This is a genomic window from Accumulibacter sp., assembly GCF_016789985.1.
Classification (GTDB): domain Bacteria; phylum Pseudomonadota; class Gammaproteobacteria; order Burkholderiales; family Rhodocyclaceae; genus Accumulibacter.
On record NZ_JAEUOL010000295.1, the window covers coordinates 26020 to 40417 of the forward strand.

At 66.7% G+C, this 14398-nt stretch carries 9 protein-coding genes and 2 pseudogenes; 4 read left to right on the top strand and 7 right to left on the bottom strand.

Going from position 1 to position 14398, the window contains the following annotated elements:
• Position 1 precedes the first annotated feature (1 nt).
• Positions 2–571, top strand: coding sequence for an elongation factor P (gene efp, locus JNK99_RS17345; RefSeq protein WP_291855672.1), 570 nt, complete (start codon positions 2–4; stop codon positions 569–571).
• 113 nt (positions 572–684) lie between these two features.
• Positions 685–1632, top strand: coding sequence for an EF-P lysine aminoacylase EpmA (gene epmA, locus JNK99_RS17350; RefSeq protein WP_291855676.1), 948 nt, complete (start codon positions 685–687; stop codon positions 1630–1632).
• Positions 1633–1669: 37 nt separating this feature from the next.
• Here the strand turns inward: epmA and JNK99_RS17355 are convergent, their stop codons facing one another.
• Together JNK99_RS17355 and JNK99_RS17360 are read right to left on the bottom strand one after the other, a co-directional pair.
• Positions 1670–2476 (bottom strand): DUF4239 domain-containing protein, encoded by an 807-nt coding sequence (locus tag JNK99_RS17355; RefSeq protein WP_291855678.1) that lies wholly within the window; start codon positions 2474–2476, stop codon positions 1670–1672.
• A 90-nt stretch (positions 2477–2566) separates the two neighbouring features.
• Positions 2567–4201 carry an ATP-binding domain-containing protein gene (locus JNK99_RS17360; protein WP_291855680.1) on the bottom strand — a complete coding sequence of 545 codons (1635 nt, stop codon included), beginning with the start codon at positions 4199–4201 and terminating at the stop codon, positions 2567–2569.
• Positions 4202–4422: 221 nt separating this feature from the next.
• On the opposite strand from JNK99_RS17360, the pseudogene JNK99_RS17365 reads away from it, so the two are divergent.
• A pseudogene (locus JNK99_RS17365) lies at positions 4423–4569 on the top strand (transposase); the annotation flags it as partial.
• A gap of 14 nt (positions 4570–4583) precedes the next feature.
• On the opposite strand, the pseudogene JNK99_RS17370 reads toward JNK99_RS17365, so the two are convergent.
• Positions 4584–4754: pseudogene (locus JNK99_RS17370) on the bottom strand (IS1595 family transposase); the annotation flags it as partial.
• 402 nt (positions 4755–5156) lie between these two features.
• Here JNK99_RS17370 and JNK99_RS17375 point away from each other — a divergent pair.
• Positions 5157–7436 carry a LysM peptidoglycan-binding domain-containing protein gene (locus tag JNK99_RS17375; RefSeq protein ID WP_291855684.1) on the top strand — a complete coding sequence of 760 codons (2280 nt, stop codon included), beginning with the start codon at positions 5157–5159 and terminating at the stop codon, positions 7434–7436.
• A gap of 13 nt (positions 7437–7449) precedes the next feature.
• Here JNK99_RS17375 and JNK99_RS17380 read toward each other — a convergent pair whose 3' ends face one another.
• From JNK99_RS17380 to JNK99_RS17395, 4 genes are read right to left on the bottom strand one after another with little or no spacing between them, the layout of a single operon-like run.
• The gene (locus JNK99_RS17380) at positions 7450–9540 is read right to left on the bottom strand and encodes an ABC transporter ATP-binding protein (protein WP_291855687.1); all 2091 of its coding nucleotides are present in this window, start codon (positions 9538–9540) and stop codon (positions 7450–7452) included.
• Positions 9537–10994 (bottom strand): ABC transporter permease, encoded by a 1458-nt coding sequence (locus JNK99_RS17385; protein ID WP_291855689.1) that lies wholly within the window; start codon positions 10992–10994, stop codon positions 9537–9539. Before JNK99_RS17385 ends, JNK99_RS17380 begins: the two co-directional genes overlap by 4 nt.
• Positions 10994–11971 carry an ABC transporter permease gene (locus tag JNK99_RS17390; RefSeq protein WP_291855692.1) on the bottom strand — a complete coding sequence of 326 codons (978 nt, stop codon included), beginning with the start codon at positions 11969–11971 and terminating at the stop codon, positions 10994–10996. Before JNK99_RS17390 ends, JNK99_RS17385 begins: the two co-directional genes overlap by 1 nt.
• 59 nt (positions 11972–12030) lie before the next feature.
• A complete protein-coding gene (locus JNK99_RS17395; protein ID WP_291855694.1) occupies positions 12031–14193 on the bottom strand; it encodes an ABC transporter substrate-binding protein in 2163 nt (720 codons plus the stop codon).
• Positions 14194–14398 lie beyond the last annotated feature (205 nt).

Sequence of the window (14398 nt, forward strand, 5' to 3'; positions counted from 1 at the left end):
AATGGCGACCTATTCTACCAACGAATTCAAATCGGGCCTGAAAGTCATGCTGGAGGGCGACCCATGCACCATCCTCGAGAATGAATTCGTCAAACCCGGCAAGGGTCAGGCTTTCAACCGGGTCAAACTGCGCAACCTCAAAACCAACCGGGTCTGGGAAAAAACCTTCAAATCCGGCGACTCGCTCGACGCAGCGGATGTCATGGATCGCGACATGCAGTATCTCTACAACGATGGCGAGTTCTTCCACTTCATGGAACCGGAGAACTTCGAGCAGCATCAGGCCAGCGCCACCACGGTCGGCGACGCCGCGCTCTGGCTCAAGGAGCAGGATACCTGCACCGTGACGCTGTACAACGGCGAACCGCTGGCGGTCAGCCCGCCGAACTTCGTCGAACTCGAAGTCAGCGAAACCGAACCCGGCATCCGCGGCGACACCGCCACCGGCGGCACCAAGCCGGCAAGGCTGTCCACCGGCGCCACGGTCAAGGTGCCGCTGTTCGTCAACGAGGGCGAGATCATCAAGTGCGACACGCGCTCGGGCGAGTATGTCTCGCGCGTGAAGTCCTGACCTCGCCGGGCGGCGCCAGCGCGCCGGACCGGCCCGGGCAGTCGCGGGAGGGCGGCCCTCCTCCCGGCGCGCCACATTGCGCCGCGCCCGCCCGGCCCGACCCTGCCTCGCCGATGTCACCGCCCACCTGGCAGCCCAGCGCCTCCCTCGCCAACCTGCGCCGGCGCGCGCAGATCCTGGCGCAGATCCGTGCCTACTTCGCGGCGCAGGGTATGCTCGAAGTCGAGACGCCGCAGCTCTGCCCGACGACGGTCAGCGACCCCCATCTGAACAGCATCGCGGTCGCCGGTTACGGCTACCTGCAGACCTCGCCCGAATACGCCATGAAGCGCCTGCTGGCGGCGGGCAGCGGTTCGATCTGGCAGATCGCGCACGTCTTCCGCGCCGATGAGGTCGGCCGCCGGCACAACCCCGAATTCACCCTGCTCGAGTGGTACCGCGTCGGCTTCACCCCCGACCAGTTGATCGACGACGTCGCCGCGCTTGCCCGCCTGGCGCTCGGCCAGCTCGGCTGCGTCCGCCATCGCTATCGCGACCTGTTCCGCACCCATCTCGATCTCGACCCGCTGACCTGCAGCGGTGACGCCCTGCGCCGCGCCGCACGGCAGCACCTCGACCCCGCCTTCGACGATGCCGACCGCGACACCTGGCTCGAACTGCTGATGTGCCAGGTCATCGAACCGCAACTCGGCCGCGACGAGCTCAGTTTCGTCGTGGACTACCCGCCCTCGCAGGCCGCGCTTGCCCGCTTGCGGGCGGACGACGACGGCCAGCCGGTGGCGGCGCGCTTCGAGCTCTACCATCGCGGCGTCGAACTGGCCAACGGCTATCATGAACTGCTCGACGCGGGCGAACAGCGGGCGCGCTTTGCCGCCGACCTGCGCGCACGCGAGATGCTCGGACTACCGGCCGGGGCGCTCGATGAAGCCTTCCTTGCCGCGCTGGAAAGCGGCCTGCCGGATTGCAGCGGGGTTGCCCTCGGCCTCGATCGCCTGATCATGCTCGCCGTCGGTGCCGACACGCTGCACGAGGTGATGGCCTTCCCGCTCTGCCGCCCCTAGCGACGCACCGTGCCCGGCCGGTCGGGGACAGACGGCCTCACGGTGTGCCTTGCGCTTCGATCCACAGCATTTTCTCGAGCACCGCCTGGTACGGCTCGGAAGACACGCTGATCCCCCCCTGGAAGGGGTGGTCGCTGACCGCGATGAAGTAGAGGACGAGGGCAATCGGCGCCGCCACCAGCATGGTCACCGTCGCGTGCAGGGGAAAACTGTCGACGCGCAGTAGAAAGCACGATGAAATGGCGATGGCGCCGAGCAGGATCACCACCACCCAGAGTTCCGCCGGCAAGGCGGTGTCCTTGACCGCCTGCACCCGCAGCCAGTGCGCCTCGAGCAGACGGTTGTAGGCGTGCAGAACCTGCGCCTGGATGAGCTTCTGACCCTCGCTTGCCGGCTCGAAAGAGACGATCGAGTGTTGTGCCTGTTCGATGATGCGTATCGTGTTCGGGGGCATCTCGCCTTTCTGGTGCAACGGCCACTCCTGATTGATCACATAGCGTGTGTAACCGATCAACGCCTGTCTCGCCCGACTCTGCAGCGGCTGGGGATAACCACCCAAGTCGTGGTAGAGCACGGCAATGGCGGCCGCCTCGCGGCTGACGTCGGCGGCGGCGTCATCCATGTTCTGCCAAACCGCCACCGCGGTCAGACCGGCAGCCACCGCATAGACGCCGATCAGCGCCGACAGCAGGCCGGCGATCGTGCCGTTGTCGAAATGCTGGTGCAGGCGCGAAGTGCGCACCCGCGGCGCCACCAGCGCCATGCCGGCGACCGAGCCGGACAGGATCACGCCGACCACGACAGCGGCAAGCTCCAGCGACGTGAGCTGATGGAACCAGTTCATGGGCAGTCATCCGGAAGAAAAGAGCGCTCCGCATTCTAGCCGCTCCGCCGTGATCTGTGAGCTTCCGTGTCACTTCCGCGGCAACCGGCCTCAGCCGATGCGTTCAAACAGGTGGGCGGCCGATTTCTCGCGCAGGATCAGGACCAGCTTCATCATGCTGCGCGTGACGCCGACAAAGAGTTTGCGCACCGCCTTGTCATCGAGTTGGTCGAAATCGACCTCGGCGAAGATGATCGCCGGGGCCGCCTGGCCCTTGAAGCGATACACCGACTCGAGCAGCACGTCCCCCGCGCTATAGATCGGTTGTCCGAACAGATCGTAGTGACCGGTGAAACGGCGCAGGGTGATCTGACCCAGGCGATCGAGCGGCATCAGGTTCGACTGTTGGCGGCCGTGATAGCTGACGATGGCGAGGTCGTGCTTCTTGAAACCGGCCGAATAGCAATTGCGGACGGCCTCCTTGACCTTGGCGAAGAGGCCCGGCGTGTCGGTATAGGTCAGGATGTCGATCTCGTCGGCGGCGATCGGCGACACGGCCTCGACATCGAGAAGCTCCGGCAACACTCGGCGCAGCATCTCGACCACCGGTCGTGGACTCCGGTAATTGCCTCGCGCGTGCAGGGTCACCCAGCCGGGCAAGGGTATTGGCGCGCGCGCGTAGAGGTTCTGCAGCGGGTCTTCCAGCCACAGCAGGCGTGCCGGTGGTCGGGCATGCGCGAAGACGAAGTCGCGCCAGTGCTCCGAGAAATCCTGCCCTTCATCGATGATGATCGTGTCGAACAGGAAGGGCTCGGCGACAGGCAATTCGCTGGCCCGCTGCTGCAGGCGCTCGAAGGCATCGGGTCGCGTGAAGTCGGGTGTCTCGCCGGCATGACGGACGCGCTGGTCGCAGAGCTGGTGGTAGCTGCAGGCCAGTCCGCCGGTCGGCGCAATGCGCTGGAAATGGTCGGCCAGCGGCCGGTTGTAGCAGACGTAGAGCGGGCGCCGGCCGGCATTGATGGTGGCCCGGAATTCGGCAAGCGCCAGTTGGGTCTTGCCCGAACCGGCGGTGCCGGTGACGCGCAGGTGGAAGGGTTCGAAGTCGAGACGGCGAGCCCAGTGCGCCAGCCCGCCGGAGATGCGGGTGACCATCGTTCGGGCATGGCCCATCAGCGCGCTGACATCGCTGTCGAGCTGGATCAGGTTGCGCAGGAAAGCGTGGATCTTCGGGGTCGCGGCGCTTTCCGCACGCGCCGGCAGGAGGCGCTCGATCACCTGGCACAGCCGGTCGCGCTGCCTGGCGTCGACGATGCGCTCGGGCACCAGCCCCGCCGTCGCCGGGCTGTGCACGATGTAGTCGGGGCAATAGAGGAGTGCGTCAGTATGAACGCTGGGGATATCCCCGCGCGCCGCCAGCTTGCCGCGCAGATTGCTGACCATGCGCGAGAGCTGCACCGGCACGCTCTTCGACCTGCCCGGATACTGCTTGACCAGCCCGTCCGGGGTCTCCTGCAGAAAGCCGCTCTTCTGCTCGACGAGGAGCAAGTCGCCGGCGCGGTTGACCACGGCAAAATCGATTTCACCGTAGATGGCGTAACTCCCGTCCATGCCGGTCCAATGTACCGCGTGATAGACCGAGTAGTCGTCGGAAAGACCCGCCGCGAAAAGCGAGAGGGTCTCGATCTCGCGTTGCGCTGCGCCGGTCACTTCCAGTTCGCGCCAGCCGTCGGGGATGATGCGGGCCATCAGGAGTCCTCAACCGCGGATTGCCACTGTCCCGGGCGGGCATGCGTGGTGATGTGCAGATCATAGCGGGCGGGGCATCCGCTGGCCAGTAGATTGCGGTTCCTCCGGGATTTCGTCTTCCACGGGTGACATAAGATGACGTTACTTTGGGAGGCAGAAGGATGATGAAGCGAGCGAAACAGGCATAGACGCTGGAATTCAAGGAATGGGCAGGTCCATCGGCCGTAGCCAAGAAACCGGGACTGGTCGAGCAGACGCTGCGCAACTGGGTCAAGGCAGCAGAGGCAGGCCAGCTTGCCGGGGCTGGCAAGGCGGTGACGCCGGATGAGAGGGAACTCGCCCGGCGGCAGACCGGGAACCTGCGGATCGAGTGCTGGGACTGCGGTCCGCAGAGGGCTACGGCCACCAAGAAGCGTTCGTTCAGCTTGTGGAGATCGAAGCGACGGCTGAAGCAACAGGCGAAAGCGGCGAGGTGCTGATCCGCATGCTTGCAAAAGGCGAACACATGGGATGAGCCGGCCAGACTGGACTTGAGTCGGCCGAGCACGGTGTGCCCCCTTGAACTCCGGTATCGACAAACCGTGCTAAAACTGGATTCGATTGATCGCCGGGGCACCGCCCTCGACGTTGCGATGACGCACAGGATGCGTCTTGGCGAGGCGGACTGGGCTGACGATCGTTGTCAATCAGGAAAATCATTACAGAAATGCCGCTCCAGACCGGGCTTTTTCGTTTCTGGCGCGCCTCGTTGTGCGCCCGTGTTCACCCGGCTGTGCTCCTCTGCGCAGGGCGCGTCGGCCAGCCCGCCGTGACGCAATTTTTTCCGGGATTGGCCACAACCCTGACCGTATCTTTGTTCTATAATCATCGGCCTGTCGTTTCACCATTCGACCAGGCGATCCCACGCAGCGGGGATGAACTGGCGCCCACCCGAGATCGAGAACAGGAAGTACGGATGACGCCACGAATCGCGTTTGCACTAGCATTGGCTTTTGCCTCCGGCGCAAGCCCGGCCGACGAACCGGCAAGCCAGAACCTCCCACCAGCCACCCGGTCACTTGACAGCGGCGCTTCGCTCCAGGTCCGCAGTGACGCCGAGGCGGCCAATCTGGCCAGCGGAAACCTGCCGGTGATCGAACTGGTCGCGCCGCTCCAGCTCCCGGAAACAATCGATCTGACCGCCGAGCCCGAAGAACTCTTCCAGCGCATGCGGCGTGGCTTTTCGATGCCGAACATCAACAGCTCGCTGGTCCTGCATCACCAGCAATGGTTTCTCAACCGGCCGGAATCGCTGCGCCGCATGGTCGAACGCAGCAGCCGCTATCTGCACCACATCGTCGAGGAGATCGAGAAGCGCGGCATGCCGATGGAACTGGCCCTGCTGCCGATGGTGGAGAGTGCCTACAACCCGGTGGCCTATTCGCGCAGCCACGCTTCCGGCCTCTGGCAGTTCGTTCCGGCCACCGGCAAGCAGTACAAACTGGAGCAGAACTGGTGGGTGGACGAACGACGCGACATCGTCGCCTCGACCGCGGCCGCCCTCGATTACCTGCAGTACATCTACGAGCTGCATGGCGACTGGCACCTGGCGCTGGCCTCCTACAACTGGGGCGAAGGCGCCGTCGGCCGTGCGATCAACAAGAACCGCGCCAATGGTCTGCCGACCGACTATCTCAGCCTGACGATGCCCGAGGAAACCCGCAATTACGTACCCAAGTTGCAGGCCCTGAAAAACGTCTTCAGCAACCCCAACGTCCTGGCCAACCTCAACATTCGCGGCGTTCCCAACCGGCCCTATTTCACCACGGTCACCAAGTCGGCCGACATCGACGTCAAACTGGCGGCCAAGCTGGCCGAAATGCCGGTCCAGGAATTCGTCGCGCTCAACCCGGCGCACAATCGGCCGATCATCAAGTCGGACAAGCCGATGGTCATCCCGGCGCACAAGGTGGAGACCTTCGTCAGCAACCTCGAGGCACACGAGGAAAGCGACAAGCCGCTGTCCTCATGGCAGTCCTACACCCTGCGTCCGGGCGAGAAGCTCGAAGAAGTGGCGCCGCGTTTCGGCCTGACGGTGGCCAACCTCAAGGCAGTCAACGGCATCAACGGCAAGATCAGGGTGGCGCCCGAGCTGACCCTCCTGGTGCCGAGGAATGAGGCGGCAGGCCCCGGCGACCTGGCTGGACTGCCCGAACCGCCACCGGTGATCGAACCACCCCGCCTGCCACAGCCCGAAGCAGCTCCGGCCGTGGCGAACCGCACACACACCGTACAAAAGGGCGAAACTCTGCCCCGGATCGCCCAGCGCTATGGCCTGACGCTGGCCGAGCTGAAACAGATCAACAAACTGCCGGATGACCGCGTGCCACCGGGCGCCCGACTGACCGTCACGGCACCCGAAACGAGCGGCAAACCGGCCGCCGCCGGCCAACGCATCGCACTGGCCGAAACGGAATCCCGGAAGTCGGCCGGGCCGCGTGCCGAAGCGGCGACGGCCGGCGCCACCCGCAGCCACACCGTGCGCAAGGGCGAAACACTGAGCGAGGTGGCCAGCCGCTACGACATGAGCGTCGCCGAGCTGAAGCAGCTCAACAAGCTGCGCGTCAACCAGGTCAACGCCGGCAGCAAACTGCTGGTCGCAGCGCCCGAGCCGAGCAGCAAGCCGGCCGCCACCGCCACGCCGCGCAACGTGCTGGCCGAGACGGAGGTCAAACCGGGCGCCGTGCGTGGCCAGGCAGCGGCGAGTGCCAACCACACGGTGCGCAAGGGCGAAACGCTGGGCCAGGTGGCCAGCCGTTACGACATGAGTGTCGCCGAACTGAAACAGCTCAACAAGCTGCGTGTCGATCAGGTGAACGCCGGTACCAAACTGCTGGTGGCAGCGGCCCCCGAGGCGACGAGCAAGGCGCCGGCCGGCAAGGCGCGTGCCGATCTGGCGGACAGCCGGCCGGAGAAGACCGGCGAGAGCACCCAGCGCTTAACCAACAAGGGCGAGGCCAAGACAGCCACCAGGCAGGGCGAGAGCACCACGGCCAATGCAACCAAGGCGCGCCCGACCGACAGGAAACAGCTCAAGCTGGCGCAATACACCATCCGGCGCGGCGACACCCTGGGCTCGATCGCCAAGCAGTTCCGCGTCGACAAGGATGACCTGCTGCGCTGGAACCGCATCCCGAACAACGACCTCAAGCCCGGACAGGTGCTGACCATCCAGCTCGTCCAGAACACCTACTGAGACCGGCAGCCGTTCAGCCAGTGACGCCGCCGCAAGGCGGCGTTTTCATTCCCGACACGGTCAGCGCGCTCTCCTCCTGACCCGGCAGATGGCAGCGCACGACATGCGTCGGCGTCAGCCGGCTGCTTGCCGGATACGCCTCGCGACAGGCGGCGATCGCCTGCGGACAACGCGGATGGAAATGGCAGCCGCCCGGCGGCCGCGCCGGTGACGGCATCTCGCCGGGCAGGCGAATGAACTCGGGTTGCGCTTCGAGGCGCGGGCCCGGCACGGCGGAGAGCAGGGCCCGCGTGTAGGGATGCTGCGGCGCACGCAGCACCTCATCGACCCTCCCCTGCTCGACGATGCGGCCGAGGTACATCACCGCGACCTCGTGCGCCAGATGATCGACCACCGCGAAGTTGTGGGTGATGAACAGATAGGCCAGCCCGAGCTCGGCCTGCAGTGAGGCCAGCAGATTGAGGATCTGCGCCTGCACCGACACGTCGAGGGCCGAGGTCGGCTCGTCGCAGATCACCAGATCGGGCTGCACCGCCAGTGCCCGGGCAATCGCGATGCGCTGTCGCTGGCCGCCCGAGAACTCATGCGGGTAACGCCCGGCGGCCTGCGCCGGCAGCCCGACCTGCTGCAGCACGGCGGCGATCGCCGCACCGCCGCCCTGTCCCGGCGCCGCGACGCCGAGCGCCCGCATGCCCTCGGCGATGATCTCGCCGACCGACAGGCGCGGGTTGAGCGAGGCGAAGGGGTCCTGGAAGATCATCTGCATGCGCCGGCGCAGCGGCCGTAGCGCGCGGCGTGAGCGCTCGCCGAGCTGTTGCCCGAGCAACTGCACGCTACCGCCGGTCGGCTGGATCAATTGCAGGATCGCCTTGCCGACCGTCGTCTTGCCGCAGCCCGATTCGCCGACCAGCGCCAGCGTGCGGCCGCGCACCAGCTCGAGCGAGACGCCATCGACCGCCCGAACGTGGCCGACCGTACGCTGCAGGATGCCGCGCCGGATCGGAAAATGCACACGCAGATCATCCACGGCGAGCAGCGGCGGCGTCACCGCTGGCGCTTCGGCAGCCGGGCCGGCAACCGGTACCGCGACGCCACCGCCCAGCCACGCGGCGCCCTGCCCGCCGTCGAGATGGCAGCGCAGCCGATGCCCCGGCGCCACCTGCCGCCACTCCGGCGCCTGTGCACGGCAGAGCGCCCAGGCATGCGCGCAGCGCGCCGCGAAACGGCAACCGGCCGGCATCGCCGAGAGGGCCGGCACCTGTCCCGGAATCGTCTCCAGGCGGCTGCCGCGGCGCGCCAGATCGGGCAGTGCGGCGAACAGCTTCTGTGTATAGGGATGGCGCGGTGCGGCAAAAAACGCCGCGCGCGGCGCTTCCTCGACGATCTCGCCAGCGTACATCACGCCGACCCGGGTCGCCATCTGCGCCACCACCCCGAGATCATGGGTGATCAGCAGCATGCCCATGGCGCGCTCGGCCTGCAGCCGGCGCAGCAGATCCAGGATCTGCGCCTGGATGGTCACGTCGAGTGCCGTCGTCGGTTCGTCGGCGATCAGCAGGCGCGGTTCGCCGGCCAGCGCGATGGCGATCATCACGCGCTGCTTCATGCCGCCGGAGAGCTGGAAGGGATACTCGCCGAGGCGCCGTTCCGGGTCGGCAATGCCGACCGCGGTCAGCAGTTCGAGTGCGCGCTGGCGCACCGCCTGGCCGGCCAGGCTCAGGTGGCGTTCGAGCACCTCGGCGAGCTGGTGCCCGACGGTGAGTACCGGATTGAGGCTGGTCGCCGGTTCCTGAAAGATCATCGCCATGCCGCCACCGCGCACGGCGCGCATTTCGGCCTCGGGCAGGCGCAGCAGATCGCGCCCGGCGAACCACACCTCGCCGCCGGGAATCCGGCCGGCCGCCGGCAGCAGACGCAACAGGGCGAGCGCGGTCGCCGACTTGCCACAGCCGGACTCGCCGAGCAGCGCCAGCGTCTCGCCGGCCGCGACGCACAAGTCGATTCCATCCACCGCCGGCAGCAGCGCGTGTCCGCTGGCAAAGGCGATGCGCAGCTCGCGCACCGTGAGCAGACCCTCTTCGCGCACCGCCACCTCCCGGCTCATGCCGACCCCGCCAGTCGCGGATCGAAAGCGTCGCGCACGGCGTCGGCCAGCAGGTTGGCGGCGAGCACCAGCGTGAACATGAAAACGAATGCGGCGGCCAGCGACCACCAGACCATCGGTTCGCGCGCCAGCTCGAGGCGGGCATTGTTGATCATCGTGCCGAAACTGATCATCGTCGGATCGACCCCGATGCCGACATAGGACAGCACCGCCTCGGCCAGCACCAGACTGGAAAAGTCCATCACCAGCGCGATGATCACGATATGCATCAGATTGGGCAGGAGGTGACGGGCGATGATGCGCAGGTCGGTGACGCCGAAGGCCTGAGCCGCCTGGATGTACTCCAGCTCGCGCAGCTTCAGCGTCTCGCCGCGCAGCAGACGGCACAGTCCGGTCCAACTGGTCAGCCCGAGAATGAAGCAGAGCGCCAGCAGGCGCAGATCGGCGCGTTCGGCGGCGGTGGCGAACCATTGCGGATGGGTGTCGATCAGCACCTGCATCATGAGCACCGCGGCGGCGATCAGCAGCACGCCGGGGATCGAGCTCAGCGTGGTGTACAGGTACTGGATCAGATCGTCCACCCAGCCCCGGAAATAGCCGGCGACGACGCCCAGGAAGATCGATAGCGGCAGCATCACCAGCGTCGTCACCAACCCGATCACCAGCGCCGTGCGCACGCTTTTCAAGACCTGATAGAGCACGTCCTGGCCGACCTTGTCGGTCCCGAAGACATGGTAATCGACCGCCAGCAGTGCCATTGGCACGGCCGGCAGCAGCAGGCCGGCGAGCGCCGCGAGCAGCGCGTTCCAGGCAAAACCGCTGTCGCCGTGCCAGATGCGCCGCCATGCCGCGCGCGGTGTGCCGCCCTCGGCGCGCGCCAATCCGGCTGCCGTCGCCGCCGCCACCGCCCACCAGGCGAGCAGCGCCAGGGCCAGCCCGTGCAGCACGCGTTCGCCGATGTCGGCCGCGTGACGCGCCTCGTCGGCCCCGAGATGGGCGCCGCCATGCCGCAGGCGCGGGTAGTCGCGCACCTGACGCAGCTCCCCGTCGGGCGTGCGTACTTCGATCGCCTCCTTGGCATGCGCGCGCGTCGCCAGCGGCTCCGAATAGGTCTTCTCGTGACGCGTGCGCAGCGGAGCGAGCAGTTCGTCGAGCAGCGACAGCACTTCGACCGCGTAGGCCGGCGCCGACCCGACACTACCCCCGGCCGCCGGCCCGCTGCCGTTCTCCAGACGTGGCCGGTAATGCAGCGAGTCGAGCAGACCGACGACGACGAAGGCGAGCAGCAGCGTCGCCGAGGCGATGCCCGCCCGGTTTCGCCCCACCCGTTGCCAGGCGGCGCAGAGCAGCGGATTGCGCGCCGACAGCCAGCCCAGCAGGAGCGCGCCGAACAGCAGCAGCCAGATCAGCAGGTCGGACCACAGGAGCACCGGCAGGAAGGGCAGGTCCGGCATCAGTTGAAGCGAATCCGCGGATCGACGAAGGTGTAGGAGAGATCGGTGAGGATCAGGCCGATGATGTAGAGCAGCGAGCCGATGAACACCATGGCGCGCACGACCGCGAAATCCTGCGCGTTGATCGCGTCGATCGTGTAGCTGCCGAGTCCGGGAATGCCGAAGAAGGATTCGCTGAGCAGCGAACCCATGAAGAGCAGCGGAATGACCACCACGACGCCGGTCAGGATCGGAATCAGCGCATTGCGCAACACATGGCGGAAGAGTACGCCGACCTCGGACAAGCCCTTGGCGCGCGCCGTGCGCACATAGTCCCTGGCCATCTCCTCGAGGAAGATGGTGCGATACCAGCGGGTCGACGAACCGATGCCCGAGGCGACGCCGATCAGCACCGGCAGGATCACGAACTTCCAGGCATCCAGCCCGCCCCCGTAGCCCGAGATCGGCACCAGCTTCCACAGCTTGCTGACCAGGTACTGGCCGCCGATGATGTAGAACAGGCCGGAGATCGACATCAGCGCGACGCACAGCACGACGCCCCAGACATCGAGATAGCTCGCCCGGAAGAAGGTCAGCAGCAGGGCAAAGGAGACCGTCACCAGCAGCCCGAGGAGGAAGGTCGGCAGCGCGATGGCCAGCGACGGCCCCATGCGCGTGCGGATTTCGCGCGCGATGTCGCGCCCGTCCTCGGCCCGCCCGAAATCGCCGGCAAACATGCGCGCCGACTTGCTGAAGAAGATGGTGTCGGTGAACCGCTCGCTGCCGCTCGCCGCCAGGTTGATGAACAGCGGCCTGTCGTAACCGCGCTCGGCCTTCCAGCGCTCGATCGCTGCCGGCGTCACGCGCTTCACGCCAAGCTGCATGCGCGCCATGTCGTCCGGCGTGTTGACCACGAAGAACAGCGCGAAGGTGATCAGGTTCACCCCGAGCAGGATCGGCACGGCGTAGAGCAGGCGGCGGACGAGATAGACGAGCATGGTCGGCGACTATACCTCAAGCACTGGCCGGACGCCGGGTGCGACGGACGCGCCGAGCATCAGCGCGCGCTGCCGCGTTCGCGCCGGCGATAGCCGATCGCCGCCGGCAGCACGCCGGCGAGCAGCAGCCCGGCCAGCGCGGCCAGCGGCCAGAGCACCGGCCGGTTCCACTCCTGGCGCAGGCGCTGCCGCTCGGCCACATCGATGCGCTGATACTTGAGGATGTTGTTGCCGACATCGGTCGGTTTGCGATTGTGCAGCCAGACGTGCCCCAGCGTGTAGCTCTTCGGGTGGAAACCGTAGATCCACGGCGCATCGTGCTGCAGCAGCGCCACCGCCCGGCGGATGAGGGCCAGCCGCTCGGCGCCGCGCGGCCCGTCGCTCTCCAGGTCCTTCATCTGCTCGAAGAGGCGGTCGAATTCCGGATTGACGTAGTTCGACGCGTTCTCGCCGGCCCTGGCGACCTTGCCCTCGGCACCGGCGAGCAGGAAGAGGAAGTTCTCCGGGTCCGGATAATCGGCGTTCCAGCCCAGATAATAGAGCTGCACCGCACCCTTGCGCAGCTTCTCCTGAAAGCGGTTGAAATCGGTCGAGCGCACCACGAGCTGGATGTCGAGCTTGGCGAACTGCCGCGTCAGCCAGTCCAGCCGCGACTTGTCGCCCATGCCGCCGCTCGTCGTGTCGAGATTGAGGACCAGCGGTTCGCCGCTCGTCTCATGCCGGCCGTTCGGCCAGCCGGCCTCGGCGAGCAACTGCCTGGCGACGGCCAGCGGCTTGCGCCGCGGTCGCCCATCGGCCCAGTCATAGACCACCGGATTGTTCCCCGCCTCGCCTTCGAGATGGCCGAAGATGCCCGGCGGCAGCGGGCTGGTGGCGGCGATGCCGCGCCCGTTCATGAAGATCGAGATGAACTCCTCCTGATCGATCGCCATCGACAGTGCCTGGCGCAGCTTGGTCGGCTGCTCGGCCAGCCCGCCGACCACCGGATCGAGCATGTTGAAGCCCATGTAGAAGATCGACGCGCGCACGCTGGTGAGCAGCCGGATGCCCTTGTCGCGCATCTCGTCGGTGAGTTGCACGTCGCCGCCGACACCCAGCCGCACCGCCTGATCGAAGCTGTCCGAGGCGATCCCCGAGGCATCGTAGTAACCCTGCAGGAACTTGTTCCAGTAGGGAATGCTCTCCTTCTCGCGCGAGAACACCGCCGCATCGATGAACGGCAGCGGCTTGCCGCAGTCGGCCAGCAGCCCGGCCGCGGCGTCTTCCGGCTCGCCGCTGCAGGGATAGCTTTCGCCGTGGAAGTTCGGGTTGCGCGCCAGCACCATGCGCCGGTTGGGATCGTTATGGGTCAGCATGAAGGGACCGGTGCCGACCGGATACCAGTCCAGCGTCAGGTTCTTGCCGGCCATCCCGGGCTGCTGGTAGAAGCGGTCGACCTCGCGCGGCACCGGCGCGAAGAAGGGCATCGCCAGCCAATAGACGAACTGCGGATACTTGCCGCGCAGCGTGATGCGATAGGTGTAGCGATCGACCCGGCTCACCCCGGCCAGCGCAAAGCGGTCGAGATCGAGCCAGGCATCGGCGGGCAGCGCCTTCGCCTCTTCCTGCAGGGCGGCGCCGAGTTCACGCAGCCCGACGATACGCTCGGCCATCATGCCGAAGATCGGCGAATGCAGGCGCGGATGCGCCAGCCGCTTGATCTGATAGATGTAGTCGTCGGCCACCAGCTCGCGTGTGCCGCTCTGCGCAAAATCGGCCAGCGTGTCGATGGCGCGCAGTTGCGCGCCGTCCAGATCCTGATAGAGCGGCCGGCCGGCGGCATCGACGGCAAAGGCCGGATGCGGCTGATAGCGGATGCCCGGCCGGATGCGGATCTCGTAGACACTCTGCGCGATCGCCGCCAGCGGCGCATCGGCCGGCAGTTGGCGACCCCGTGCATCGTAATGGCGGGGCACCGGCACCGCCTCGCCGGTCAGCGGAATCAGCGTGTAGGGCCGCTGCAGATAGTGGTACTGCAGCGGCGGCTCGTAGATCTGTGCGGTGAAGGTGATCTCGTCCTCGCTGTACGACTGCACCGGGTCGAGATGCCTGGGGCGCTCGGTAAACGCCGCGTAGAGGATGTTCCGGCCGCGTTCGGCGCGCGGGTAGGGATCGTTCCGTTCGCTGCCACAGGCGGAGAGCAGGAGCAGCAGGGCGGGCAGGAAACAGCGCAGGACGGACATGGCGCGCAGTGTAGCGCGAAGTCCGCCCGCCCGGGTCGGCCAGCCGCACGCCCGACGACGATCACCGGCCGGCCGGTGGATTCCTTTATAATCGCGCGGTCAAGCCGCCCCGAACAAGAAGCACCCAAAGCACCCCACCCCGCCAATTTCAGTTACCGGAGAACCCATGGGATTCCTCGCCGACAAGCGTATTCTGATCACCGGC

Bases quoted from the DNA above. Each gene is read 5' to 3' on its own strand.
- efp (WP_291855672.1), top strand. From the start codon at position 2: ATGGCGACCTATTCTACCAACGAATTCAAATCGGGCCTGAAAGTCATG.
- epmA (WP_291855676.1), top strand. From the start codon at position 685: ATGTCACCGCCCACCTGGCAGCCCAGCGCCTCCCTCGCCAACCTGCGC.
- JNK99_RS17355 (WP_291855678.1), bottom strand. From the start codon at position 2,476: ATGAACTGGTTCCATCAGCTCACGTCGCTGGAGCTTGCCGCTGTCGTG.
- JNK99_RS17360 (WP_291855680.1), bottom strand. From the start codon at position 4,201: ATGGCCCGCATCATCCCCGACGGCTGGCGCGAACTGGAAGTGACCGGC.
- JNK99_RS17375 (WP_291855684.1), top strand. From the start codon at position 5,157: ATGACGCCACGAATCGCGTTTGCACTAGCATTGGCTTTTGCCTCCGGC.
- JNK99_RS17380 (WP_291855687.1), bottom strand. From the start codon at position 9,540: ATGAGCCGGGAGGTGGCGGTGCGCGAAGAGGGTCTGCTCACGGTGCGC.
- JNK99_RS17385 (WP_291855689.1), bottom strand. From the start codon at position 10,994: ATGCCGGACCTGCCCTTCCTGCCGGTGCTCCTGTGGTCCGACCTGCTG.
- JNK99_RS17390 (WP_291855692.1), bottom strand. From the start codon at position 11,971: ATGCTCGTCTATCTCGTCCGCCGCCTGCTCTACGCCGTGCCGATCCTG.
- JNK99_RS17395 (WP_291855694.1), bottom strand. From the start codon at position 14,193: ATGTCCGTCCTGCGCTGTTTCCTGCCCGCCCTGCTGCTCCTGCTCTCC.